This is a genomic window from Candidatus Accumulibacter phosphatis, from assembly GCF_012939955.1.
Taxonomy (GTDB): Bacteria; Pseudomonadota; Gammaproteobacteria; order Burkholderiales; family Rhodocyclaceae; genus Accumulibacter; species Accumulibacter delftensis.
In genome coordinates, this window is sequence record NZ_SPMY01000008.1 from 1 (window position 1) to 22,444 (window position 22,444).

General features: G+C 62.3%; 20 protein-coding genes and 3 pseudogenes. 6 read left to right on the forward strand and 17 right to left on the reverse strand.

Going from position 1 to position 22,444, the window contains the following annotated elements:
* A partial coding sequence (locus E4Q23_RS02935) for a transposase (RefSeq protein ID WP_169065249.1) occupies positions 1–301 on the forward strand: 301 nt, incomplete at its 5' end.
* Between the two features lie 304 nt (positions 302–605).
* On the opposite strand, the gene E4Q23_RS02940 is transcribed toward E4Q23_RS02935, so the two are convergent.
* From E4Q23_RS02940 to bamE, 6 genes are all read right to left on the reverse strand, one after another.
* Positions 606–1,814, reverse strand: coding sequence for an MFS transporter (locus E4Q23_RS02940; protein ID WP_169065250.1), 1,209 nt, complete (start codon positions 1,812–1,814; stop codon positions 606–608).
* 95 nt (positions 1,815–1,909) lie between these two features.
* Positions 1,910–2,665, reverse strand: a complete 756-nt coding sequence (gene zapD, locus E4Q23_RS02945; protein ID WP_169065251.1) for a cell division protein ZapD — start codon at positions 2,663–2,665, stop codon at positions 1,910–1,912.
* A gap of 60 nt (positions 2,666–2,725) precedes the next feature.
* A complete protein-coding gene (gene coaE, locus E4Q23_RS02950; protein ID WP_169065252.1) occupies positions 2,726–3,349 on the reverse strand; it encodes a dephospho-CoA kinase in 624 nt (207 codons plus the stop codon).
* Entirely contained in the window at positions 3,346–3,858 is a 513-nt protein-coding gene (locus tag E4Q23_RS02955) for an SPOR domain-containing protein (protein WP_169065253.1), read from the reverse strand. The genes coaE and E4Q23_RS02955 overlap by 4 nt, the downstream gene beginning before the upstream one ends.
* 222 nt (positions 3,859–4,080) lie before the next feature.
* Positions 4,081–5,445 (reverse strand): TrpB-like pyridoxal phosphate-dependent enzyme, encoded by a 1,365-nt coding sequence (locus E4Q23_RS02960; RefSeq protein WP_169065254.1) that lies wholly within the window; start codon positions 5,443–5,445, stop codon positions 4,081–4,083.
* Positions 5,446–5,545: 100 nt separating this feature from the next.
* Entirely contained in the window at positions 5,546–6,034 is a 489-nt protein-coding gene (gene bamE / locus E4Q23_RS02965) for an outer membrane protein assembly factor BamE domain-containing protein (protein ID WP_169065255.1), read from the reverse strand.
* A 231-nt stretch (positions 6,035–6,265) separates the two neighbouring features.
* Here bamE and E4Q23_RS02970 point away from each other — a divergent pair, with 231 nt between their 5' ends.
* On the forward strand, positions 6,266–7,552 hold the full coding sequence (locus E4Q23_RS02970; protein WP_169065256.1) for an MFS transporter: 1,287 nt from the start codon (positions 6,266–6,268) through the stop codon (positions 7,550–7,552).
* Here the strand turns inward: E4Q23_RS02970 and E4Q23_RS02975 are convergent.
* The 3 genes from E4Q23_RS02975 to E4Q23_RS02985 all read right to left on the reverse strand — a co-directional run bounded on the left by E4Q23_RS02975 (position 7,494) and on the right by E4Q23_RS02985 (position 10,754).
* On the reverse strand, positions 7,494–8,915 hold the full coding sequence (locus tag E4Q23_RS02975; RefSeq protein ID WP_169065257.1) for a Bcr/CflA family efflux MFS transporter: 1,422 nt from the start codon (positions 8,913–8,915) through the stop codon (positions 7,494–7,496). The two genes, E4Q23_RS02970 and E4Q23_RS02975, sit on opposite strands and share 59 nt — an antisense overlap.
* A gap of 1 nt (position 8,916) precedes the next feature.
* Positions 8,917–10,416 carry a YifB family Mg chelatase-like AAA ATPase gene (locus E4Q23_RS02980; RefSeq protein ID WP_169065258.1) on the reverse strand — a complete coding sequence of 500 codons (1,500 nt, stop codon included), beginning with the start codon at positions 10,414–10,416 and terminating at the stop codon, positions 8,917–8,919.
* Between the two features lie 92 nt (positions 10,417–10,508).
* Positions 10,509–10,754: an accessory factor UbiK family protein gene (locus tag E4Q23_RS02985; protein ID WP_169065259.1), complete on the reverse strand. Its 246-nt coding sequence runs from the start codon at positions 10,752–10,754 to the stop codon at positions 10,509–10,511.
* Positions 10,755–11,174: 420 nt separating this feature from the next.
* Between E4Q23_RS02985 and glnK the strand changes: the two genes are divergently transcribed.
* The 4 genes and pseudogenes from glnK to E4Q23_RS23510 all read left to right on the forward strand — a co-directional run bounded on the left by glnK (position 11,175) and on the right by E4Q23_RS23510 (position 14,232).
* Entirely contained in the window at positions 11,175–11,513 is a 339-nt protein-coding gene (gene glnK / locus E4Q23_RS02990; protein ID WP_169065260.1) for a P-II family nitrogen regulator, read from the forward strand.
* A 10-nt stretch (positions 11,514–11,523) separates the two neighbouring features.
* Positions 11,524–13,018, forward strand: a pseudogene (locus E4Q23_RS02995) (ammonium transporter).
* A gap of 230 nt (positions 13,019–13,248) precedes the next feature.
* Positions 13,249–13,689 carry a bacteriohemerythrin gene (locus tag E4Q23_RS03000; protein WP_169065261.1) on the forward strand — a complete coding sequence of 147 codons (441 nt, stop codon included), beginning with the start codon at positions 13,249–13,251 and terminating at the stop codon, positions 13,687–13,689.
* 243 nt (positions 13,690–13,932) lie between these two features.
* Entirely contained in the window at positions 13,933–14,232 is a 300-nt protein-coding gene (locus E4Q23_RS23510) for a hypothetical protein (protein WP_248595206.1), read from the forward strand.
* On the opposite strand, the pseudogene E4Q23_RS03010 reads toward E4Q23_RS23510, so the two are convergent.
* The 8 genes and pseudogenes from E4Q23_RS03010 to trpB form a co-directional block, all read right to left on the reverse strand.
* A pseudogene (locus tag E4Q23_RS03010) lies at positions 14,229–15,420 on the reverse strand (O-succinylhomoserine sulfhydrylase). The gene E4Q23_RS23510 and the pseudogene E4Q23_RS03010 overlap by 4 nt on opposite strands.
* 20 nt (positions 15,421–15,440) lie before the next feature.
* A complete protein-coding gene (gene purF / locus E4Q23_RS03015; protein ID WP_169065262.1) occupies positions 15,441–16,967 on the reverse strand; it encodes an amidophosphoribosyltransferase in 1,527 nt (508 codons plus the stop codon).
* A gap of 10 nt (positions 16,968–16,977) precedes the next feature.
* Positions 16,978–17,466: a CvpA family protein gene (locus E4Q23_RS03020; protein ID WP_169065263.1), complete on the reverse strand. Its 489-nt coding sequence runs from the start codon at positions 17,464–17,466 to the stop codon at positions 16,978–16,980.
* A complete protein-coding gene (locus E4Q23_RS03025) occupies positions 17,463–18,152 on the reverse strand; it encodes an SPOR domain-containing protein (RefSeq protein ID WP_169065264.1) in 690 nt (229 codons plus the stop codon). The genes E4Q23_RS03020 and E4Q23_RS03025 overlap by 4 nt, the downstream gene beginning before the upstream one ends.
* Positions 18,153–18,178: 26 nt before the next feature.
* On the reverse strand, positions 18,179–19,513 hold the full coding sequence (gene folC / locus E4Q23_RS23240; protein WP_211203621.1) for a bifunctional tetrahydrofolate synthase/dihydrofolate synthase: 1,335 nt from the start codon (positions 19,511–19,513) through the stop codon (positions 18,179–18,181).
* A gap of 45 nt (positions 19,514–19,558) precedes the next feature.
* Positions 19,559–20,398, reverse strand: a pseudogene (gene accD / locus E4Q23_RS23245) (acetyl-CoA carboxylase, carboxyltransferase subunit beta); the annotation flags it as partial.
* The gene (gene trpA, locus E4Q23_RS03035) at positions 20,395–21,219 is read right to left on the reverse strand and encodes a tryptophan synthase subunit alpha (RefSeq protein ID WP_169065266.1); all 825 of its coding nucleotides are present in this window, start codon (positions 21,217–21,219) and stop codon (positions 20,395–20,397) included. The gene trpA and the pseudogene accD, both read right to left, overlap by 4 nt.
* 2 nt (positions 21,220–21,221) lie before the next feature.
* Entirely contained in the window at positions 21,222–22,427 is a 1,206-nt protein-coding gene (trpB, locus tag E4Q23_RS03040) for a tryptophan synthase subunit beta (RefSeq protein WP_169065267.1), read from the reverse strand.
* Positions 22,428–22,444 lie beyond the last annotated feature (17 nt).

Consider the following 22,444-nt stretch of genomic DNA (forward strand, 5'->3'; position numbering starts at 1 on the left):
CCTGATCGCTGTCGCTCGCGACGAGCACCACCCGGGCTGGCGGGAGCGCCACAGTGAGCCGGCGTCGTTGCCTGAGGGTGCCACACCCGTGCAGACCATGTCCCATCGGCTGAAGACCAAGGAAGGGCGAGCGCGTTACGCGCTACGCAAGCAGACCATCGAACCGGTGTTCGGGATCATCAAGTCGGTGATGGGATTTCGCCGCTTCTCACTGCGCGGTTTGAAGAAGGTCACCGGTGAGTGGACGCTGGTTTGCATGGCATGGAATTTGAAGCGCTTGGCCGTATTGCGTCCACAGTAGGAAAAATGAGGGGGAAACCCTCGGAAAAGCCGGCAAATCAAGGAAATCCGACTTTTTTTATTCCGCATAGTGAAATTCGCGGACTTGACCGGAGTCAAGTCCGACAGGCTGCTAGAAAGACTCAGCCACCGGCAGCACTGATGCGGCATCGGCCAAGCTGTCGAGCCGCTTCCGGGGACCGAGCATACGCGCTTGCAGCACTGGCCGGCGCGCTCGCGCCAAGCGGCCTACCGACAACGCTGCGACGCGCTGCAGCGCTGAAGTACTGAATGCCCGTCGCCGAGCGGCAAGCCGGTTTTCCTGATCAAACGGCCGGTCTGGGTAGCGCCGCTTCCCGGATCGGCAGGTTCAGCAGCGCCGCCACAGCCGCCAACGCAATGTCGGCGTACCACATCCATTCGTAGTCGCCGAACTGCGTCAGTGCCAGGCCGCCAAGATAGGCGCCAAAGAAGCCGCCGATCTGGTGCGAGAGCAGAGTCATGCCGAACAGCGTCCCCAGATAGCGCACGCCAAAGAGCTTGCCGACGATCGCCGCCGTTGGTGGCACCGTCGCCAGCCAGGTGAAACCCAGCCCCGCGGCGAAGAGGTAGAAAGTCAGATCAGTCTTCGGTGCCGCCAGGTAGACGGCGATCAGCGCCGCGCGCGAGGCGTACATCCAGAACAGAACGTATTTGCTCCGATAGCGACCAACCCAGGCACCCGCGTAGAGGCTGCCGAAGATATTCGTCAGTCCGATGATCGCCAGCGACCAACTGGCGACTGCCGACGGCAAGCCGCATAGGGCGACCTCGCCTGGCAAATGGGTCACCAGAAAAGCAATGTGGAAGCCGCAGCTGAAAAACCCGAGATTGAGCAGCTGGTAGCTGCCATCGCCGACGGCAGCACGCACGCTCTGCCACAGGCCCGCTTCACCGGCAGCGGGCGCTGGCCGCTCTTCAATTGGCCGCGACAGCACGCGCACCAGCGGCGTTGCCGCCAGAGTCATCAGCGCCAGCGACCACATCGCCCCCATCCAGCCAAGCGTCTGGATCAGGGCCTGCAGGATGGGCGCGAAGACAAACTGCCCGAACGATCCGCCAGCATTGATCACCCCGGAAGCAGCCGCACGCGCTGCGGGCGGCAGGCGCTGACTCGAGGCAGCGATGAGCACCGAGAAGCTGCCGGCACCGGAGCCAATCGCCGAGAACAGGCCGAGCGAAACGATCAAACCGGTGGTGCTGCTCATGAACGGCGTCATCGCACTGCCGGACGCAAGCAGCAGCAGCCCGCCAAGCAGCACCCGCCCCGGCCCGTAGCGGTCAGCAACCGCGCCGGCGATTGGCTGAATGGCGCCCCAGGTGAATTGCCCGACGGCCATCGCCAGGCTGATCGATACGACGCCAAGTCCGGTCGTGGAATTCAGCGGCGAGAGAAAAAGCCCGAGCGATTGCCGGGCGCCCATGCTCACCATCAGGATACCGGCAGCCGACAGCGTGATTGCCCACAAGGCGGGTTGATTGAGAGTGCGGAACATCGGTCGGCTTTCGGGCGGGCGGACAAGCGTCCGGAAGCAAGGGGAAAGCAAGCGATCCGGGGGCGGCCCGGCAGAACATACTCGCTAGTCGCCGCCTAGAGATTACAGAAGAGCATGTCGAATTCGACTTCACTATCCGACTGACGCGGTCGATGATCGCTGTCTGGATGAGTGAAGCGGATATTCAGGGCATACTTGTTGGCGCTGATCTCGGGGATATAAGGATCATCGAGTTTCAGAGAAATGCGTACCATCTGCGAACTGCTGCCGCCAAGCATCATCTGGAACGCACCATTGGCCGCCACGTGATGTTCGGCATGACCGCTCGCACGCAATAAGCGCAGGACGATGGCCAGGGCATCACGCAAGGGCAACATCGGTTGCAGCCAGCCCAGCAGTGCTTCACGCCGTGCGCCTGGCGCCTGATGCCGCCAGTAGTGGTATGACGGCAGGTCGAACTGGCAGACGCCCCCGGGAATACTGGCGCGACTCTTGATGCTCATCAGCCAGTCGTTGTCGCGCAAATGCTGGCCGATCTTGCCGGTCATGGCGAGCAGGGCTGCCGACGCCTGCTCGATCTCCTGAAGGGCAAGGTTAAGCGCTTCTTCAGAGATCTCGGGGTTGTTGCGATAAGCGAGCAGGCTCTGGCGCTGTCGTTCCAGTTCCTGAATCAAGTCCATTTTCAGATCGGCCCGCCCGGAGACATCGAGAATCTCGAACAGGGTCAGCAGCGCGACGTGGTGCTCGTGCGCCCCGTCACGCTGCATGAAGCGGCCGACCTTCTGGAATAAGTCCTCCAGACGCAACAGGGTGCGTATGCGTTCATTGAAAGGATATTCGTAGGTAATCACACTTCCGCCAGCGTCAGAAACGGGAATTTTCAATAATTCTGAAGCATTTGCAACAAAACCTCAACGTCCAGCATGAAGTTTGGCACTAGCCAGCGCCAGATAGCGCCGGTGCAGGCCGTCAATCTCTGGCAGCAAGGCGTCCAGTCCCCCCTCGTTGAGCAGCACATCGTCGGCCACCTCTCGCCGCTGCGCACGGGTCGCCTGCGTCGCCATGATCGCCTGCACTGCCGCGGCGCTAAGGCCGCTTCGCGCCGTCACCCGGGCAATCTGCAGAGCCTCGTCGCAATCGATGACCAGCACTCGATCGGCGCGCTGACGATAGCTCGCGGTTTCCACCAGCAAGGGCACGACCAACAGGACGTACGGTGCGTGCTCGGCAGCGGTGCAACAGGCGTCGCTGCGTAGCCGAATCAGCGGATGCAGGATCTCTTCGAGCTTCGTCCTGGCCAGTGGATCAGCGAAGGCCAGGCGACGCATCGCGGCCCGATCGAGACCGCCGTCGGGACGCAAAACGGTGTCGCCGAAAGCGGCGCGAATGGCGGCCATGGCCGCACCCTGCGGGCCGCTCAGTTCATGGGCAATGGCGTCAGTATCGACGAGTACCGCGCCACGCGCGGCGAAAAGCTCAGCGACCGTACTCTTGCCACTGCCGATGCCGCCGGTCAGACCTACCACAAAGCTCATGGCATCACCTCAACCGACGCCGAACAAGGGGCCGCCACGGCCTTCGGCAGCAGCGCCACAATCGCCTCACGCAGCGCGCCCATATCCGCCTCCGGGCCAAGGATTTCGAGCGTACTGAATGTCGGCTCGCTCCTGCGCTCGCCAATTTTAGCCGAGCGTACCCCCTTGGCGCGTAGCGCTTCGAGCCGCACCCTGGCGGCCTCCTCGCCGCGATAGGTTCCCAGGGAAATAGCCAGCGGGCGGGAGCCACTGCTCGGCACAATGAAATAATCCTTTACGCCGAGCTCTTGCAACTCGGCCACTTTCCTAACCGCTTCCTCCCTGTTGACAAGCGGTGGGATGAAGACCCAATAGCCAGTGATCTCGCCAACGCTACGACGTTTCCCCTTGAACGCTGAAAATCGTTCCGACAGCAGGTGCTCGACCTGATCGGCATCGCTAGCGGCCAGCTTGCTCCATAGCTGGCAGCTCTCGACGGGCGGCTTCTTGTCGCTCTCGCTGTCGACCACTTTTTTCGACTACTCTTTCGACCACTTTCTCAGCTTCCGTTTTCTTCTTCGCGGTCGGCGGTGGCTCGCCACGCGAAACGATACGCACACGCTCTGGCAGCAGTTGCTGTGCAAGGCGCCTCGCATCAGGGTTGACCGACGCACCCAGGTAACCCTGCGTCCATACGAACAACAGCAGGTTGACGAGCAGCAGCAGGAAAACGGTGATTCGCATCGAGGCGCTTATCCGACCTTGGGCAAGTGTTCGAGTGAAGCCCGGATGGCTTCAGCGGGGTAATCGAAATCATCGAGCTCAGCGGCGAAATAGCGGTCGTAAGCAGCCATGTCGAAGTGCCCGTGGCCGGTGAGATTGACAAAGATCGTTGTCGCTTCGCCGGTCAGTTTACAGCGCAAAGCCTCGTCGATCGCCGCTCGCAGCGCGTGATTCGACTCCGGGGCGGGAATGATCCCCTCGGCGCGAGCAAACATCACGCCGGCTTCAAAGGTGGCGAGCTGCGAGACCGCAACTGCCTCGATCAAGCCTTCGTGATAGAGCTGCGAAACCAGCGGCGAATCACCATGGTAACGCAATCCGCCGGCATGGATTCCTGGGGGCATGAAGTCATGCCCGAGGGTGTACATTTTCATCAACGGCGTGAAGCCGGAGGCATCGCCAAAGTCGTAGGCGTAGGCACCGCGCGTCAAGCTCGGGCAGGAAGTCGGCTCGACGGCCACCAGCCGTGTCGGGCGACCGTTTCGGCCACCGGCGGCGTTGTCGGCGATGAACGGAAAGGCGACGCCGGCAAACGATGATCCGCCCCCACAAGGCGCAAAAATGACGTCCGGCCAATCACCGACCTTAGCGAACTGCTTCTTGGCTTCCTGACCGATGATCGTCTGATGAAGCGCCACGTGATTGAGGACCGAGCCGAGCGCATAACTGGTATCCGCGCGCCCAGCCGCCTCTTCGACGGCCTCGGAAATGGCAATTCCGAGCGAACCCTGGCTGTCGGGATCTCTGGCCAGCAGATCGCGCCCGCTCTGCGTCATCGGCGAAGGGCTGGCAAACACCTCGGCGCCCCAGGTCTGCATCATCGAACGCCGGAAGGGTTTTTGCTGGTAGCTGATCTTGACCATGTAGACCCGCACGTCAAGGCCAAACATCTGGCCGGCGAAGGCCATCGAGCAACCCCATTGGCCGGCACCGGTCTCGGTGGTGATCCGTTTGATGCCTGCCTGCTGGTTGTAGAAGGCCTGCGGTACGGCGGTATTGGGCTTGTGCGAACCGGCCGGGGAAACCCCCTCGTACTTGTAGTAAATCCGGGCCGGTGTGCCGAGTACTTCTTCGAGTCGACGAGCGCGAATCAAGGGCGACGGACGCCACAGGCGGTAAATTTCGCGGACCGGCTCGGGAATCGGAATCCAGCGCTCGCTCGACATTTCCTGCTCGATGATCGCCGCCGGAAAGATCGCCCCCATCTGCTCCGGTGAAACCGGCTGGCCGTCCGCGGCAAGCGGCGGCAGCGGCGGTGTCGGCAGGTCGGCGACCACGTTATACCAGTGCGTCGGAATTTCGGACTGATCGAGAGTAATGTGCAGCGCGTCCACGAAACTTCCCCTTATTTTTCTTGTTCAGCGAATCCGCGAAGTATACCCCGGGATACCCTGGCCATCCGCTTCAGCGACGGGCGTGGACACAAGCGCGGCGTCAAGGGCCGGGCGTGAAGTTGGTACTGGTCCTGGTAACCACTCCATCATTGTTGAAATGGACGTTGAAATACCAGGTCATTCCCCCTTCGACCTTGGTTTTCCAGTCCCATACTTTTTCTTGTTTGAGTGAAAAATAGAGCTCGTGCGCCGGTCGGCCGAGCAGGTAACGCACCTCGTCGCTGCTCATGCCCGGCCGGACCTTGGCGAAGTTCTCCTCGGTCAGCACCTGCCGCACTTCGCGCAAGACCTTGTCCGGACCGATGACCAGCATGTAGTTGACGATGCCCTGGGGCGTACGCGGATACTCCCAGACCCGCGCACCGTCGGTTTCCACCCACTCCAGGCTTGGCTCGCCCATCAGTTGGCGCACTTCATCGGCGCTGGTGATGCCGGGCTTGAGCTTGCTCAGCTTGTCGGCGTCGCATGCCGAAAACGCAAGAGCGACCAGTCCGGAAAGAAAAACACCTAGCAAGCGTCTGATCGACATGTTTTACCGCGCTCCACTCACTGCGGCTAGAATCGGTGCCACGAAGCCACGAGTATAGACGACACCCGTGCATGGAAGACTGTTGAGCCCGAGCGAAGCCGCGAGTAAGCAAGCCACTGCACCGCAGCCGCCCCCGCCTGGCTGGCCCTGGGCCCGGCTCGGAAGCGGGCGGCGGCAGCCTCGCTCGGCCTGCGCCGGCGCCCGCGCCGTGAGCCGTCGCCAGGAGCGACCTTGAACACCGCCCCGCGTGGCTACCCACCCGCCTCCCTCGCCTGGAGTGTCTGGGGGCTGGGCGCTCTGCTCTATCTGATCGGTTTCTACCAGCGCGTCGCGCCGGCGGTAATGACCGACCAGCTGATGATCGACTTCTCGATCGGGGCCACCGAACTCGGCAATCTCTCGGCCTTCTATTTCTACTCCTATGTGGTGATGCAGATCCCGACCGGGATCATCGCTGATCGTTGGGGACCGCGCCGTCTGCTGGCCGCGGGCGCGCTGGTCGCGGCCATCGGCAGCGCGCTGTTCGCCAGCGCCCCTGATCTGTGGTGGGCGAATAGTGGACGTCTGCTGATCGGCGCCTCGGTCGCCGTCGCCTTCGTCTCGATGCTCAAGCTCGCCAGCCATTGGTTTGCACCGCAGCAATTTGCCCTTGCCTCCGGACTGGCTCTGGTTTTTGGCGTCGTCGGCGGGGTGATCGCCGGCGTCCCTCTGCGCATGCTGATCGAAGCCTGGGGCTGGCGCTCGGTGATGGGTGTCACGGCAGCGCTGACCGCGCTGCTGGCAGTCGCCATCTGGCTGCGCGTGCGCGACGACCCCGTCGACTGCGCTTTTGACAGCCATGCGCATTCCGCGCACGGCAGCGGGCACCGCGGCTCGATCCTGCGCGGCATGGCCGAAGTCCTCTCCTACCGCAACACCTGGATTCTGCTGATCACCCCGATCGGCATTGCCGGATCGGTACTTACCTTTGCCGGCCTGTGGGGTGTGCCCTATCTGCGCCAGGTACACGGCCTCGACACCCACAGCGCCGCAGCGATCACCTCGCTCCTGTTGATCGCCTGGGCGGTCGGCGGACCCGTCCTCGGTACCCTCTCCCAACGCATGGGCCGCCGGCGACCGCTCTATGTCTGGACCACCGCCGCGGCGCTCGCCGGCTGGCTGGTGGTCATTTTCGCGCCGCTACCAATCTGGTTGCTGATCGTCACCTTGCTGTTCACCGGCCTGGTCTCTGGCAACCTGATCATCGGCTTCGCTTTCGCCAAGGAATCGGTGCCGGCCCGCCTGATGGGCACCGCTTCGGGAATCTGCAACATGGGACCGCTACTCGGCGGCATGTTGCTGCAACCGGCCGTCGGCTGGGTACTCGACGACAACTGGCTGGGTGCCACGGCAGCTGGCGTCCGCCTTTACGACGCCACCGCTTATCAGGCCGGATTCAGCCTGATGGCCGGCTGCCTGGTCATTTCACTCTGCCTGATCCCGTTTGCCAAGGAAACCGCTTGCCAACAGAGCAAATAAGGCGATTGCCGGAAAAGAACGTACCAAATTGCGCCGGATTTTCGGTCGTCTTCAAGGCGCGACAACCGGCGCATAGTCGAACTATGTAACTGTTGTCGCAACACCGAAGACGGGCGAAAAGACAAGCAAGATGGTAGGTTGTTTTATAGAAATCGCCTAAGACCTCGCCGATGCTTGGCCAATAATGGGTGGCAGTGGCCGCAGCGCCGAGCAAGCTCAGGCCCGCCATGCCGAGCGCCAGGCTCAGCGTCGATTCGCACAGCACAGGCACAATCAGCGCGGCAGCGAGCACATTGACCGCGGCCTGCACGAATGCCTGGCAGGAGGCGGCAAGGCCGCGCTGGTCCGGAAACATGTCCAAGGCGAGCAGGGTCAGGCTGGGGATTTGCAATGACATGCCAAGGGTGAAAACGAACAGCGGCAAGACACTCCACGGCAGCGCCACTACGCTGCCCAGATTCAAGCCCAGGTTAAGGGTCGCCGCAACCCCCATTATCAGGTAGCCGGCGATAATCGTCCGGGCGCGAGAACAGCGCTTGGCGAGCGCGCGGGACAAGCACGCGCCAAGCACCAGACCGCCCATCGCCGGCCCGAAAAGCCACAGGAAACCGGTCTCCGAAACCCCCAGGTGGCGGACCAGGAAAACCGGTGCCGACAACACGTAGATGAAGAAAGCGGCGAAGTTGAAGGCCAGCGCGCCGCAGATCAGCAGAAAGGATGGTGAGCCGAGCACGCCACAGTAGGCCTTTGCCAGATAGTCGACGTGCAGCGACTGGCGCCGGTGCACGGGCAGCGTTTCCGGGAGGAACTTCCAGCAGGCCAGCCATAGGGCAACGCTAAGCAAGACCAGCAGCGCAAACACCGCACGCCAGCCAAACCAGGTTTGTAGCCAACCGCCGAGCACCGGTGCGATCACCGACGCCGCCGCAAACATGATCATGATCTGCGCAATCAGTCGCTGCGCGCGCGCGCCGTGGTAGAGATCCCCCACGATCGCCCGACTGACGACCATGCCGACACCAGCGGTCATCCCCTGCACGACGCGCAGCAGCCACAGCTGTTCAATGCGTGTGGCGAAAATGCAGCCCAGCGAGGCCAGCGCAAAAAGTGCCACAGCCACAAGAATTACCCGGCGACGGCCGTGCGCATCAGAGATCGGGCCATGCCACAGGGTCATTAGTGCAAAGGGCAGCAAGAAAGCCACCAGGGTCTGCTGGACTTCCTGCGGCGTCGCCAGCAGCGACCGGGAAATGTCCCCGAACGACGGCAGGTAGGTGTCGATCGAGAAGGGACCAAGCGTGGCCAGAGCGGCCAGGACCGATCCGATGCCGCGTTGAGCGGGCAAAGTTTCAGAATCAAGCACGTCAATCTTTCGCTATCCGGCGGTACTGCACGGCCTCAGCAACATGCTGCGCCTCGATCGTACCAACAGCTGTTATATCGGCAATTGTGCGGGCCAGCTTTAGTACACGATGGTAAGCGCGAGCAGAAAGGTCAAAGTGCCTGATGGCGTGTTCCAGCAGGCCGGCAGCGGCCGCTTCGAGCGGGCAAAACTGGTCGATTTCCCGGGTCGTCAAATGTGCGTTGGCTTTCCCCTGGCGCTTTATCTGCACCTCCCGCGCCAGCGCGACGCGGCCACGAACGACCGCCGACGCTTCGCCATCCGCCGGTTTTTGCAGCGCTTCGGCCGGCAAGGCGGGAACTTCGATCTGCAGATCGATGCGGTCGAGCAGCGGACCAGAGAGCCGACTCCGATAACGCCGCACTTGCTCGGCGGTGCAGCGGCAGCGGCCAGTTGAGTCGCCATGATAGCCGCAGGGGCAGGGATTCATCGCCGCGACCAACTGAAACTGGGCCGGAAACTCGGCCTGGCGGGCGGCGCGCGAAATATGGATGCGACCGCTGTCGAGGGGCTCGCGCAGCGCCTCGAGCACTCGCCGATCGAACTCGGGAATCTCGTCGAGGAACAGGACCCCGTGATGCGCCAGCGAGATTTCACCGGGACGAGGCACGCTGCCGCCACCGACCAGCGCTGCCGACGACGCCGTGTGGTGCGGCGCCCGGTAGGGGTAGCGGCGGAAAAACTCGGGGCGAAACTGCCCGGCCAAGGACAGCACTGCCGCTGACTCGAGCGCGGCGGCCAGGGTCATTGGTGGCAGCAAGCCCGGCAAACGGCTGGCGAGCATCGATTTGCCAGTACCCGGCGGGCCGGCAAGCAAAATCGAATGCGCACCAGCGGCAGCAATTTCGAGCGCGCGTTTAGCCTGTGCCTGCCCGCGCACGTCAGCCAGATCGGGATAGTCGCTGCCGACAGCGATGCTTTCGTCTGCCGGCAGACATTCGGCCAGGACCCCCTGCCCCGTCAGGTGGGCACAAACCTCAAGCAAGGTATTGGCGGCGAGCACCCGCACCTGGCCGGCCAGCGCAGCCTCACGCGCACTGCTCGTTGGCAGGACAAAGCTTCGCCCCTGACCACCGGCGGCGAGGACCATCGCCAAAGCGCCACGGATCGGCCGCAGTTCGCCCGAGAGCGACAGTTCGCCCGCGAATTCATGGTCGGCCAGCGCGGCGTCGGGAATCTGGCCTGAAGCCGCCAGGATACCGAGCGCAATCGGCAAGTCGAAACGGCCCGACTCCTTGGGCAGATCGGCCGGCGCGAGGTTGACCGTGATCCGTTTGCTGGGAAAAGCAAAGCCCGAGTTCTGCAGCGCAGCCCTGACCCGATCGCGCGCTTCCTTGACCTCGGTATCCGGCAAGCCAACCAGCGTGACGCTCGGCAGACCACCCGCGAGATGCACCTCGACGGCGACCTCCGGGGCAGAAAGTCCGTCCAGTCCGCGGCTATGAACAATGGCAAGCGACATCGGGGTTGATGGTCAATGCACAGGCCAGGGGCTGGAAGGGGGCGGCCAGCAAGCGGGAAAAGCGTTCTGGCCTCGGCGCCGAAGCCCCCTGCTCAGGCCGACGGGTCGGGTGGGCTTTCCAGCTGCTCCAGGCGCAGTTCGAGGGCCTTCAATTTTTCCCGGGTGCGTTGTAGAACCTGGGTCTGGATATCGAACTCCTCGCGGCTGACCAGATCGAGTTTGCTGAAGAAACTGGCGAGCAGCGCACGTGCGTTCTTGTCGATATCCGCAGCAGGGCTGGCAGCGATGAGGCCACCCAGTCGAGCGCCAAGTTCTTCGAGAATTCTGGGGTCGAGCATGTGAATCACCGACGGGTTCTGGTTTCTGAGTGCGTCGAGTTTAGCACAGGCACGGCGCGCAAGCAGGCGCGCACCAGACTAGTGCATGCGCCTATAGGCGCTGCTCTATGGCAGTGCAACAAGCAGCCGTCTGCGCCGCACAGATTGCGCAGAGCACTGATTACTCAAGCAAAACAAACCTGGCACGAAACCTGCTAATAGCTGGGTAGCAATTCTTTTCTTTCGTCGTTCGCTTTGTTGGAGGGCTCACGCATGAAAAATAGTGCTCTTGCCGCGCCGTTCACCGCCGCACTGTGGCCGCCACGCAGACCACAGGCCCTTCCTCAACGGAAGACGCCGCACAGCCTTTGAAGCGTAGCGTCTGGACAATTTTTTGGTTCAATCGGAGAGGCTTCGCCCTCACCTGACATGGAGTGCAACATGAAACTGGTTACTGCCATCATCAAGCCGTTCAAGCTTGACGAAGTACGAGAAGCGCTGTCGGCGATCGGCGTGCAAGGGATCACGGTCACCGAAGTCAAAGGCTTCGGACGTCAGAAAGGGCACACCGAGTTGTACCGCGGTGCCGAGTACGTCGTCGATTTTCTCCCGAAAGTAAAAATCGAAGCGGCGATCCGCGACGACATCCTCGAGCAGGTGATCGAGGCCATCGAAAAGTCGGCGAGCACCGGCAAGATCGGCGACGGCAAGATCTTCGTCACCACCGTTGAAGAAGTCATTCGCATCCGCACCGGTGAAACCGGTGAGGAAGCCCTCTGAGGAGCCTGCCATGAAGCACCTTTTTACCATTCTCGCCCTGGTCGGAGCCGTCGCTATCGGCGCCCCGGCATGGGCTGACGAGACGCCGGCCGGGGTCAGCGCGGTGAGCCACGCGATGACCTTGGCGCAGGCTCCGGCAGCGGCTGCAGAAGTCGCAGCCACCGCCAGCGCCGTCGCTGCAGTCGAAGCAGCGCCGCAGCTCAGCAAGGCAGACAACGGCTGGATCATGGTCTGCGCCGCGCTGGTCATCCTGATGTCGCTGCCCGGGCTGGCCCTCTTCTATGGGGGGCTGGTGCGCACCAAGAACATGCTCTCGGTACTGATGCAGGTCTTTGTGACCTTCTCGCTGATCAGCGTGCTGTGGGTGGTCTATGGCTACTCGCTGGCGTTCACTGAAGGCGGCAGTTTCTTCGGGGTGCTCGATAAGGCCTTCCTGAAAGGAATTACCGCCGACTCGCTTGGCGCCACCTTCTCCAAGGGCGTGTTCATCTCCGAGCTGACCTTTGTCATCTTCCAGGGCGCTTTCGCAGCGATCACCTGCTGCCTGATCGTCGGCGCTTTCGCCGAACGCGCAAAGTTTGCCGCAATCCTGGTGTTCATGATCATCTGGTTCACGCTCTCCTACGCCCCCCATGGCGCACATGGTGTGGTACTGGGCGGGTCCGGATGCCTATATCGACGCCGCTGCCGGCGAAGCCGCCGGCAAGACCGCCGGCTTCCTGTTCCAGAAAGGCGCTCTCGACTTTGCCGGCGGCACCGTGGTGCACATCAACGCCGCTATCGCCGGACTGGTCGGCGCCTTCATGATCGGCAAGCGGATTGGTTACGGCCGCGAATCGATGGCGCCGCACAGCCTGACCTTCACCATGATCGGTGCCTCGCTGCTGTGGTTTGGCTGGTTCGGATTCAACGCCGGCTCGGCACTGGAGGCCAGCGGTGGCTCGGCTCTGGCGATGGTCAATACCTGGTTGGCAACGGCTTGTGCAACACTCTCCTGGATGCTCGCCGAATGGATGATCAAAGGAAAACCTTCGATGCTTGGCGCCGCTTCCGGAGCAGTTGCCGGGCTGGTGGCCATCACCCCGGCAGCAGGTTTCGTCGGAGTAATGGGCGCCATCGCCATTGGCCTGCTGGCCGGCGTGGTCTGCCTGTGGGGCGTCAATGGTTTGAAGCATATTCTCGGCGCCGATGATTCCCTCGACGTTTTCGGCGTCCATGGTGTCGGCGGCATCCTCGGTGCCATCCTGACCGGCGTCTTCGCCTCGCCCTCGCTTGGCGGCACCGGCGTCTATGACTATGTCGCCAACGCCGTCGGCGAGTACGACATGACCGCGCAGGTGATCAGCCAGTTGTGGGGCGTGGGCACGGTAATCGTCTGGTCGGGCATCGTGTCGGTCGTGGCCTTCAAAGTGGTCGACCTGGTGATCGGTTTGCGCGTACCGGAAGACGAGGAACGCGAAGGCCTTGACATCACCGCACACGGCGAGTCGGCCTACCACTACTGAACCCTTCGGCCTTAATGAACTCTCCCCTTCGGGCGCCCACGTGGCGCCCGCTTTTTTTTTTTTTGGGGGGTGGATAGGGGACAATCAGCTGGCGACCGGGAACTAGTCGCCAGTGTGTCCCAGCAGGAGACCCTCGATTCCTGACGCAGGATCACGTACTCTAAGCAGTCGTGCAGCACCTTCACGCACTGCCCCCGGCCGAGCCCGGGATCACTTGAGCGGGAGAAACAATGGCTTTTCTGAGCTGGCGAGACCAGTATCGCGTCGGGGTTGAGCACATCGACCAGGAGCATCGCTTTCTTTTCGATCTCATCAACGAGTTCCATAACGAGTACCGTGGCGGCGCCGATCGCAGGGCGATGGAACAGGTCTTCAACCGTCTGGTTCAATACTCGGAAGAACATTTTCGCCACGAGGAGGAGACCATGCTGGAAAGCGAGTATCCGCTTCATGCCGAACATTGCGCGCTGCACGAGGCACTCTATATGGCGCTTTTTCGTCTCTCCGAAGAACTGGCCGCCGGCTCGTTGCGGATCGACATGGACACGCATCGCTTCCTCCGCGCGTCGTTGGTCGAACATATCCTCAAGCATGACCTGGCGTTTAGCGACTACTTGGCGCAAAGGACGAAAGCGATGCTGGCCAGCAAACAGGACAGTCCTCCGGCGTAGAGCCCGGCGACGAGCGCAGCAGACTGAGCCGGCCCTTCACCGCTACGCTGGCGCACGACCAGCGCCAGCGCAACCGCCTGCTTCTACCGTAGCCAGGCATTTCTCGGCGCGGTTTACTCCTTGAACCGGAGCGCCGTCTGTGCGACATTCGCGGTCTAGTGCACGTCTATTCGATCCGCTGACATACCGTCTGAACCGCGTCGAAACAAGCACGATCAAGCACAGCAGGAACAGGGAGAGACCATGAAATACGTGATTTGGGTGTTCTGGCCGGCGTTTATCGCCGCCGGAATCGCCGAAACGATCTTCTTTACGATGATCGATCCAGAGCAGTTATACCTTTTCGGACAGCGTGTCGAATGGTCGTTAACCGCGACCTACTCGACGGGTTTTCTGCTCTTCTGGCTGGTGTGCATTGGCTCGAGTCTGATGACCTATCTGATGATGCCCAGAGACGCCAAGGAGGCGCTGATGAAGGCCGCCGGTGAGCGTGAGGATCTCGCCCGACCGAAGCGCCGGGAACCTGGCAGCGTCGGCCGCTAGATCGACGCCAAACCGCTTTCGAGGTCGTTCTGCAGGTCGACGACGGCTTCGAGACCGACGGCAATGCGCAGCAGATCCTCGCTGACGCCCGCCGCAGCACGCTGCTCCGGTGTGAGACGACCGTGTGTCGTTGAGGCGGGATGAGTGAGCGTCGTTTTGGTATCGCCGAGATTGGCGGTAATCGACAGCAAACGACAGCTATCGACCACCTTCCAGGCTTCCTGACGCGCCCCCTTGACGGTGAAGGAAACGATCGCCCCACCGCTTTTCTGCTGCCGACAAGCCAGGTCGAACTGCGGATGCGAAGGCAGGCCAGGATAGTAGACACGCGCCACCCGGGGGGTGCTGCTCTAGCCACTGCGCGAGTTGCAGCGCCTTCGCCGACTGTGCGTGCATGCGAATCTGTAGCGTCTCCATGCCTTTCAGAAGTACCCAGGCGTTGAACGCGGAGAGCGTCGGGCCAGCGGTGCGCAGAAACCTGAACACCTCGTCGGTCAGTCTTTTCGGCCCGGCGACGGCGCCACCGAGTACCCGGCCCTGGCCGTCGAGGTATTTGGTCGCCGAATGCAGCACCAGATCGGCACCGAGATCGAGCGGCCGCTGCAGAATCGGTGTGCAAAAGCAATTATCGACGACCACCAGAATGCCGCGCGCGTGCGCGATGGCGACCAGCGCGGCGATATCGGCGATGGCGGTCAGCGGATTCGACGGCGTTTCGAGAAACAGGAGCCTGGTTTCTGGCCGCAGCGCTGCTTCCCAGGCCGCGATATCGGTCTGCGAGACAAAGCTGGTCTGAATCCCGAAGCGTGGCATGAGAGTGCCGAGCATCTGTTGCGTCGCGCCAAACAAGCCCGTCGAAGCGACGATATGGTCGCCGCTGCTGCACAGCGCCATCACCAGCGAGAGAATTGCCGACATTCCCGATGCCGTGGCCACACAAGCCTCGGCGCCTTCGAGCGCCGCGAGACGGTCCTGAAATGCCGTCACCGTCGGATTCGTAAAACGCGAGTAGACGTTCCCTTCTTCCTCACCCGAAAAGCGAGCGGCTGCCTGAGCGGCGCTGTCGAAGACAAAACTCGAGGTCAGATACAGCGCCTCGCTATGCTCGTTGAACTGGCTGCGTTCCTGACCGGCGCGCACCGCCAGCGTCTCCAGGGAATAGCTGCGAGGGGCGTCGATTGTTTCCATTGCTTGCATTGCCTTTATCTTCAATCTACTGACATCAGGTTCAACTGCAATTGATTCGACGACCAGCGCTCGTCCCGCGCTGGCGCGCCGTCACCTTCGCGCGCCAGTTCGATGGCATTCAGATACGCCGGGCTGACGTCGCCGGTAATATAGACGCCATCAAAGCACGAGGTGTCAAAGTTGCACAGCGAAGGCTTCAATTCTCGAATCGACGCCTTCAGCGCGTCGAGATCCTGGTACACCAGCGCGTCGGCACCAATTTCACGGGCGATTTCCTCGCCGCTGCGACCGGTGGCGATCAACTCGCTGCGCGTCGGCATGTCGATTCCATAAACGTTCGGATAGCGCACCGGCGGCGAAGCAGAGGCAAAGTAGACCTTCAGTGCACCCGCGGCGCGCGCCATTTCGACGATCTCGCGGCTGGTTGTGCCGCGCACGATCGAATCGTCGACCAGGAGCACGCGCTTGCCCTTGAACTCCTGGGCAACGGTATTGAGTTTCTGGCGAACCGAGCGTTTGCGTGTTGCCTGACCCGGCATGATAAAGGTGCGACCAATGTAGCGGTTCTTGACGAAACCCTCGCGATAGGGGACGTCGATGCGCTGCGCAAGCTGCATCGCCGACGGGCGACTGGAGTCGGGAATCGGGATGACCACGTCGATTTCTTCGACCGGAATATGCTTCACCAGCTTGTCGGCCAGATGCTCGCCCATATGCAGCCGCGCTTCATAGACCGAGACGCCGTCAATCACCGAGTCCGGGCGTGCCAGATAGACGAACTCGAAAATACACGGCGCAAGCACTGAATTGGGCGCGCATTGACGCTGGTGGATGCGGTGTTCGAGGTCGATGAAAATGGCCTCGCCCGGCTCGACGTCGCGTAGCACTTTGAATCCCAGGGTGTCGAGCGCCACCGACTCGGAAGCAAACAGATACTCGGTGCCCGCGGGCGTCTCGTTGCTGCCGAAGATCAGTGGACGAATGCCAAAGGGGTCACGGAAAGCGAGCATGCCATAACCGGCGATCATCGCCACCACGGCATAGGCTCCTCGGCAGCGACGATGAACCGCCGACACCGCTCCAAAAATGGTATCGAGATCCAGACGATAGCCCTTGGCAGTGGCCTGGAGTTCGTGCGCCAGTGCGTTGAGCAGCACTTCCGAATCGGAATGGGTATTGATGTGCCGCAGGTCCTGGCGGAACATCTCCTTCTTGAGTTCTTCGGTGTTGGTCAGGTTGCCGTTGTGCCCGAGAACAATCCCGAATGGCGAGTTAACGTAAAAAGGCTGTGACAGCGAGGAATCGAACGCCGAACCTGCGGTCGGGTAGCGGCAGTGAGCGATTCCCATGTTGCCCGGTAGCGCGCGCATGTTGCGCGTGCGAAAGACGTCGCGCACCAGCCCGGAGCCCTTGTGCATGTGGAAGGCATCATCCTCGACTGTCGCCATGCCGGCCGCGTCCTGGCCGCGATGCTGCAGGACCATCAAACCATCATAAAGCAACTGGTTTACCGGTGTGGTGGCGACAACTCCGAGAATCCCGCACATAGTGTTTTTCCTAGCCGAACCTGATTCGTTTAGTCACTTCTGATGGCAACCATGGCTTGCTGGCCAGGACTGCCGTTTCGAGCGGCGCCGAAAAATACGCCTCACTCCACCACTTCTCGCTGGGTAGCGACGTCATGCCGCCAACGGCCACCAGGACCAGGACGATCACCAGACCCCGGGCAGCACCGAAAATGATTCCCAGCAGGCGATCGGTCAAGGTCATCCCCAGCGCCTTGAGCAGGCTACGCACGGCCAGGCGCAGCAGTGCCATTACCACCAGCACGGCGACGAAGATGGTCACCCAGCCGGCGACCAGTCGCAGCGCCGGATCGGCAATCGACGTAAAGCCCGCGGCGACCAGAGAGCCCCACCAGCGCGCGGCAAAAAAGGCGAGCACCCACGCCACCAGGGCGATGATCTCGCCAACGACGCCACGCCACATACCGATTACCAGGGAAACAGCAACGACAAACAGCACGACATAGTCGAAAACGGTCATGAGCGGCCGGCGACGACTCCGCCAACACCGATCGTTTTCAACTTCTCGAGGGCTTTCTCAGCGGCCTCGCGGTTCGGAAAGGGGCCGGCACGCACACGCGTTCTTTTCCCGGCCGGCGAATTGAGGATTTCAGTATAGTTGGCGACGCCAATGCGATTGATGCTGGCAACCAGCTTCTTGACGTTCTCAGGATCGGCGAATGCGCCGACCATAATGACGAACTGCCCATCTGACGCCACCGGTGCGGGTGGTGGCGGCGGCGGCAAGGGTTGCGGCTTCTTGACGATGGGAGGAGCAGGCGGCGCTACCGGGATCTCGGTTTTTTTCGGCGGCGACTTCTCGACAGGCTTGGCCGCTTTCGCTTTGGCGCTCTCTTCTACCGCCTTCGCGATCGGCTCTTCTGCCGCTGCCGCCTCATCTGGCAGCGCGGCGTCGTGCTCTGCGCCAGCTGCGGCCACGGCAGCCGACGGCGACGCGCGGGCGGCCAGTTCGGCTGGATCGAACAGCTTTTGGTCCTGACCCGGGATGCGGATCTGGATGTCCTGCACCACTTGCTTCGGCTCTTCGTCCATGACCATCGGCAGGACCACCGCGGCCAGTCCGGCAATCGCCACCGCGCCAACCAGGCGGCGACGTGCCTTCTTCTTGAGGTGTAACTGTGGGTCGGTTGATTCAGTCATCTGCATCGTGGAATCCACTGCCGTCGCTTCAATCAGTGACCGTTCTGCAGGCTACGCATGACGGCCGCGACTGTGTAGAACGATCCAAAGACGGCGATTCTATCATTTTCACCGGCCAGCTTGGCAGAACGCGCGAAGGCTTGCGCCGGTGAGGGCAGACATTCGATCTCACCACCGAGGCCAGACGCCGTCACCACCGCCGCCAGAGCGGCCGCCGAGGCACCGCGTGGCACGTCGAGATTGGCCAGCAGCCAATGATCGACCTTGCCAGCCAGCGGGGCCAGCGAGCCGGCGAGGTCCTTGTCGGCAAGCATGCCGACCACGGCGAGAGTCCTGGCGAAGAAGCCCATGCCGGCAAGGTTGTCGGCCAGTTCGCCCACGGCCTGCGGATTGTGGGCAACGTCGAGGACGATGGCCGGACGGCCAGGAAGAACCTGAAAGCGCCCGGGCAAATCCAGCTCGATGAGCCCGCGCCGTACTGCGCTCATTGACAGCGGCAGCCGCAGCTTTAGGCTTTCGACGGCGGCGAGCGCGGCGCAGGCGTTGCGCAACTGGCAACGGCCACGCAAACCGGGATTGGCCAGGCCGCCTCGCCGCAAACCGCCACGCCCCCAGAAGGTCCACTGGGTTTGGTCCCCGAAATAACCGAAGTCGCGGCCCAGCAGCTGCAGATCGGCGCCGACGGCGAGCGCTTGTGCGATCAGCGAGGCGGGGGGATCGGGATCGGCGCAGAGCGCCGGCTTGCCGGCACGAAAGATGCCGGCCTTTTCGAAGCCGATCGCTTCGCGCGTCGAGCCCAGCCATTCGGTGTGATCAAGGGCAATACTGGTCACCACCGCGCAATCGGGAGGATAGACATTGACCGCATCCAGCCGCCCGCCGAGGCCGACTTCAAGAATCAGCACCTCGACCTCCTGCGCAGCAAACACTTCCAGTGCCGCCAGGGTGCCGAACTCGAAGTAGGTGAGCGCGACCTCAGCGCAAGCCTTTCTCGCCGCCTCGACTTTGCTGAAGGCCGCGCACAACAGCGCGTCGCTTACGGGTCGCCCATCGATGCGCACCCGCTCGTTGTAGCTGAGCAGATGCGGTGACGAATAGCAGCCAACGCGATAGCCGGCAAAAGTATAGATGGCTTCCAGGTAGGCGCAGGTCGAGCCCTTGCCGTTGGTCCCGGCAACCGTGATCAGCGGGCAGTGCAACTGCTGGCCGAGAGCCTCCTTGACCAGCAAGACACGTTCCAGCCCGAGCTCGATTCCCGCCACTCCCTTGGGGTGAAGGCTTTCGAGATGGGCCAGCCATGCCGCCAGAGAGGCGGGCGCGACGGCAGCAGAAACTGTCGACGCGGTGCTGTCCTGCCGCCCGCTCATGCCGCTATCCTCACTGCAGAGCCTTGGCAGTCTCAGCAACAGGGCCAGCACAGCCGCGACTCGATCCTTCATCTCGCGGCGGTCGACGATCATGTCGATGGCCCCCTTCTCGAGCAGGAATTCGGAGCGCTGAAAACCCTCCGGCAAAGTTTCGCGAACCGTCTGCTCGATCACCCGCGGGCCGGCAAAGCCGATCAGAGCTCCGGGCTCGGCAATCACCACATCGCCGATAAAGGCGAAGGATGCCGACACCCCGCCCATTGTCGGGTCGCTGAGAATCGAGATGAACGGCAGCTTGGCTTGCGAAAGCAGCGTCAAGACGGCCGTCACCTTGGCCATCTGCATCAGCGAGAAAAGACCTTCCTGCATGCGTGCGCCGCCCGACGAGGCGACACAGATGAAGGGCAGGCGCTGCTCGACAGCGGTTTGCACGCCACGCACGAAGCGCTCGCCCAGTACCGAGCCCATCGAACCGCCCATGAAGTTGAACTCGAAGACGGCAATGACTACCGGCAGAGTCTTCAACGTCCCATGCATGACCAGCAGCGCCTCGGTCTCGCCGGTGTCGGTAGTCGCCGCCTGCAAGCGCTCCGGATAACGCCGGCTATCCTTGAAGTTCAGCGAATCGACCGGCAAGACATCGCCGCCGATCTCGACACGCCCCTCGCCATCGAGCAGCATTTCGATTCGCGCGCGCGCGTTTACGCGCATGTGGTGAGCGCACTTTGGGCAGACGTGACAGTTGCTGGCCAGGTCCGTGGCGTAGAGCACGGCCTCACAGCTCGGGCATTTGCTCCACAGTCCCTCCGGTAGCGCCGACTTGCGCGCCGAACCTGCGCCGTTCCTCTTGATCTTCGGTGGTAGCAGCTTGCTCAACCAGTTCATGGCATTCCTCGCGACGCATTCGTTGCGGTATCGATCCCCTGGCGAAGTTCTGCGACCAGGGCACGCACTTTCTCACAGGCCTCTGCGGGTGACGAGCGCTCGAGTTCTTCGATGATTCGGCTACCGACCACCACGGCATCGGCATGTTCGGCCACCGCCGCGGCGGTCGCCGCATCGCGAATCCCGAAACCGACGCCTACCGGCACTCCGGTGCGTGCCCGAATCTCCGGGATGCGGGCAGCGACCGCGGCGACATCGAGCGCTGCCGAGCCAGTGACACCTTTCAGCGATACGTAGTAGATGTAGCCACTGGCCAGCGCACCAACCTGCGCCATGCGCGCCTCGCTGGAAGTCGGCGCCAACAGAAAAATCGGGTCGAGCGCGTGGCGGTGCAAAGTCTGCGCAAAGGCGCTCGCCTCCTCTGGTGGGTAGTCGACCACCAGGACGCCGTCCACCCCGGCGTCGAAGGACGCAGCGGCAAAAGCCTCGATTCCCATCGCCTCGATCGGATTGGCATAGCCCATCAGAACAATCGGCGTGTCGTTGTTGTCGGCACGGAAATTGGCCACCATCCCGAGCACTTTCCGTAAGCTTACGCCCTTGGCCAACGCCCGTTCGGAGGCCCTCTGGATGGTTGGCCCGTCAGCCATCGGATCGGAGAAGGGCACGCCAAGTTCGATGATGTCGGCGCCGGCCAACACCAGCGAATGCAGCAAGGGAACGGTCAGCGCCGGATCCGGGTCGCCGGCGGTGATGAACGGGATCAGCGCCTTGCGCCCCTGCGCTCGCAAGCGCTCGAATACCGCCTCTATTTTCGACATGGTCAGAATTTGATGCCCGATTTATCGGCAACGGTGTGCATATCCTTGTCACCACGACCGGAAAGGTTGACCAGCAGGATCTTGTCTTTGGGCAGAGTCGGCGCCAGCTTGCTGGCGTAGGCCAGGGCATGGCTCGATTCGAGCGCCGGGATAATGCCTTCGAGACGGCAGAGGTCGTGAAAAGCCTGCAGCGCCTCGGCGTCGTCGATGCTGACGTACTCGGCGCGGCCGCAATCCTTGAGCCAGGCATGCTCCGGGCCAACCCCAGGATAATCGAGACCCGCCGAAATCGAATGCGTCTCGATGATCTGGCCGTTCTCATCCTGCAGGAGATAGGTCCGGTTGCCGTGCAGCACGCCGGGGCGACCAGCGGTGAGCGAAGCGGCATGCTTCCCGGTCGCGATCCCGTCGCCCGCCGCTTCGACACCAATCAGACGCACCCCGGCCACCGGGATATAGGGATGGAAAATGCCCATCGCGTTGGAGCCGCCACCGACACAGGCAATCACCGCATCCGGCTGGCGACCGCAGTGCTCCAGCATCTGCGCAATCGATTCACGACCGATAATCGACTGAAAGTCGCGCACCATCATCGGATATGGGTGCGGACCGGCCACTGTGCCGATAATGTAGAAAGTGTCGGAAACCTGTGCCACCCAGTCGCGCATTGCTTCGTTGAGCGCGTCCTTGAGCGTTCGCGAGCCGCTAGTGACCGGCACCACCGTCGCCCCGAGCAACTTCATGCGGTAGACATTGGCCATCTGCCGCTGGATGTCGTCGGCACCCATATAGACCACGCACTCCATGCCATAGCGCGCAGCCACGGTAGCTGTCGCCACGCCGTGCTGACCGGCGCCGGTTTCGGCGATGACGCGCGGCTTTTGCATGCGCCGGGCGAGCAGCGCCTGGCCAATGCAGTTGTTGATCTTGTGCGCCCCGGTGTGGTTCAGGTCTTCACGCTTGAGATAGATCTGCGCGCCACCAAGCAGTTCTGACCAACGCCTGGCGTGGTAGACGGGACTCGGCCGGCCGACATAGTGCCGCAGCTCGTAGTCGAACTCGGCGAGGAATTGCGGATCGCGCTGCGCGCTGGCGTAGGCTTCCTTCAGTTCGTCGAGTGCGCCGATCAGGGTTTCAGCGACGAAGACACCCCCGTACTGGCCGAAATGGCCCGCAGTGTCCGGCAAATCATAAATATCAACGGCCATCAACAATCTCCTTGCGG

Excerpts from the sequence above, each read along its gene's own strand:
- E4Q23_RS02940 (WP_169065250.1), bottom strand. The coding sequence starts at position 1,814 with ATGTTCCGCACTCTCAATCAACCCGCCTTGTGGGCAATCACGCTGTCG.
- coaE (WP_169065252.1), bottom strand. The coding sequence starts at position 3,349 with ATGAGCTTTGTGGTAGGTCTGACCGGCGGCATCGGCAGTGGCAAGAGT.
- bamE (WP_169065255.1), bottom strand. The coding sequence starts at position 6,034 with ATGTCGATCAGACGCTTGCTAGGTGTTTTTCTTTCCGGACTGGTCGCT.
- E4Q23_RS02980 (WP_169065258.1), bottom strand. The coding sequence starts at position 10,416 with ATGTCGCTTGCCATTGTTCATAGCCGCGGACTGGACGGACTTTCTGCC.
- E4Q23_RS02985 (WP_169065259.1), bottom strand. The coding sequence starts at position 10,754 with ATGCTCGACCCCAGAATTCTCGAAGAACTTGGCGCTCGACTGGGTGGC.
- glnK (WP_169065260.1), top strand. The coding sequence starts at position 11,175 with ATGAAACTGGTTACTGCCATCATCAAGCCGTTCAAGCTTGACGAAGTA.
- E4Q23_RS03000 (WP_169065261.1), top strand. The coding sequence starts at position 13,249 with ATGGCTTTTCTGAGCTGGCGAGACCAGTATCGCGTCGGGGTTGAGCAC.
- E4Q23_RS23510 (WP_248595206.1), top strand. The coding sequence starts at position 13,933 with ATGAAATACGTGATTTGGGTGTTCTGGCCGGCGTTTATCGCCGCCGGA.
- purF (WP_169065262.1), bottom strand. The coding sequence starts at position 16,967 with ATGTGCGGGATTCTCGGAGTTGTCGCCACCACACCGGTAAACCAGTTG.
- E4Q23_RS03020 (WP_169065263.1), bottom strand. The coding sequence starts at position 17,466 with ATGACCGTTTTCGACTATGTCGTGCTGTTTGTCGTTGCTGTTTCCCTG.
- E4Q23_RS03025 (WP_169065264.1), bottom strand. The coding sequence starts at position 18,152 with ATGCAGATGACTGAATCAACCGACCCACAGTTACACCTCAAGAAGAAG.
- folC (WP_211203621.1), bottom strand. The coding sequence starts at position 19,513 with ATGAGCGGGCGGCAGGACAGCACCGCGTCGACAGTTTCTGCTGCCGTC.
- trpA (WP_169065266.1), bottom strand. The coding sequence starts at position 21,219 with ATGTCGAAAATAGAGGCGGTATTCGAGCGCTTGCGAGCGCAGGGGCGC.
- trpB (WP_169065267.1), bottom strand. The coding sequence starts at position 22,427 with ATGGCCGTTGATATTTATGATTTGCCGGACACTGCGGGCCATTTCGGC.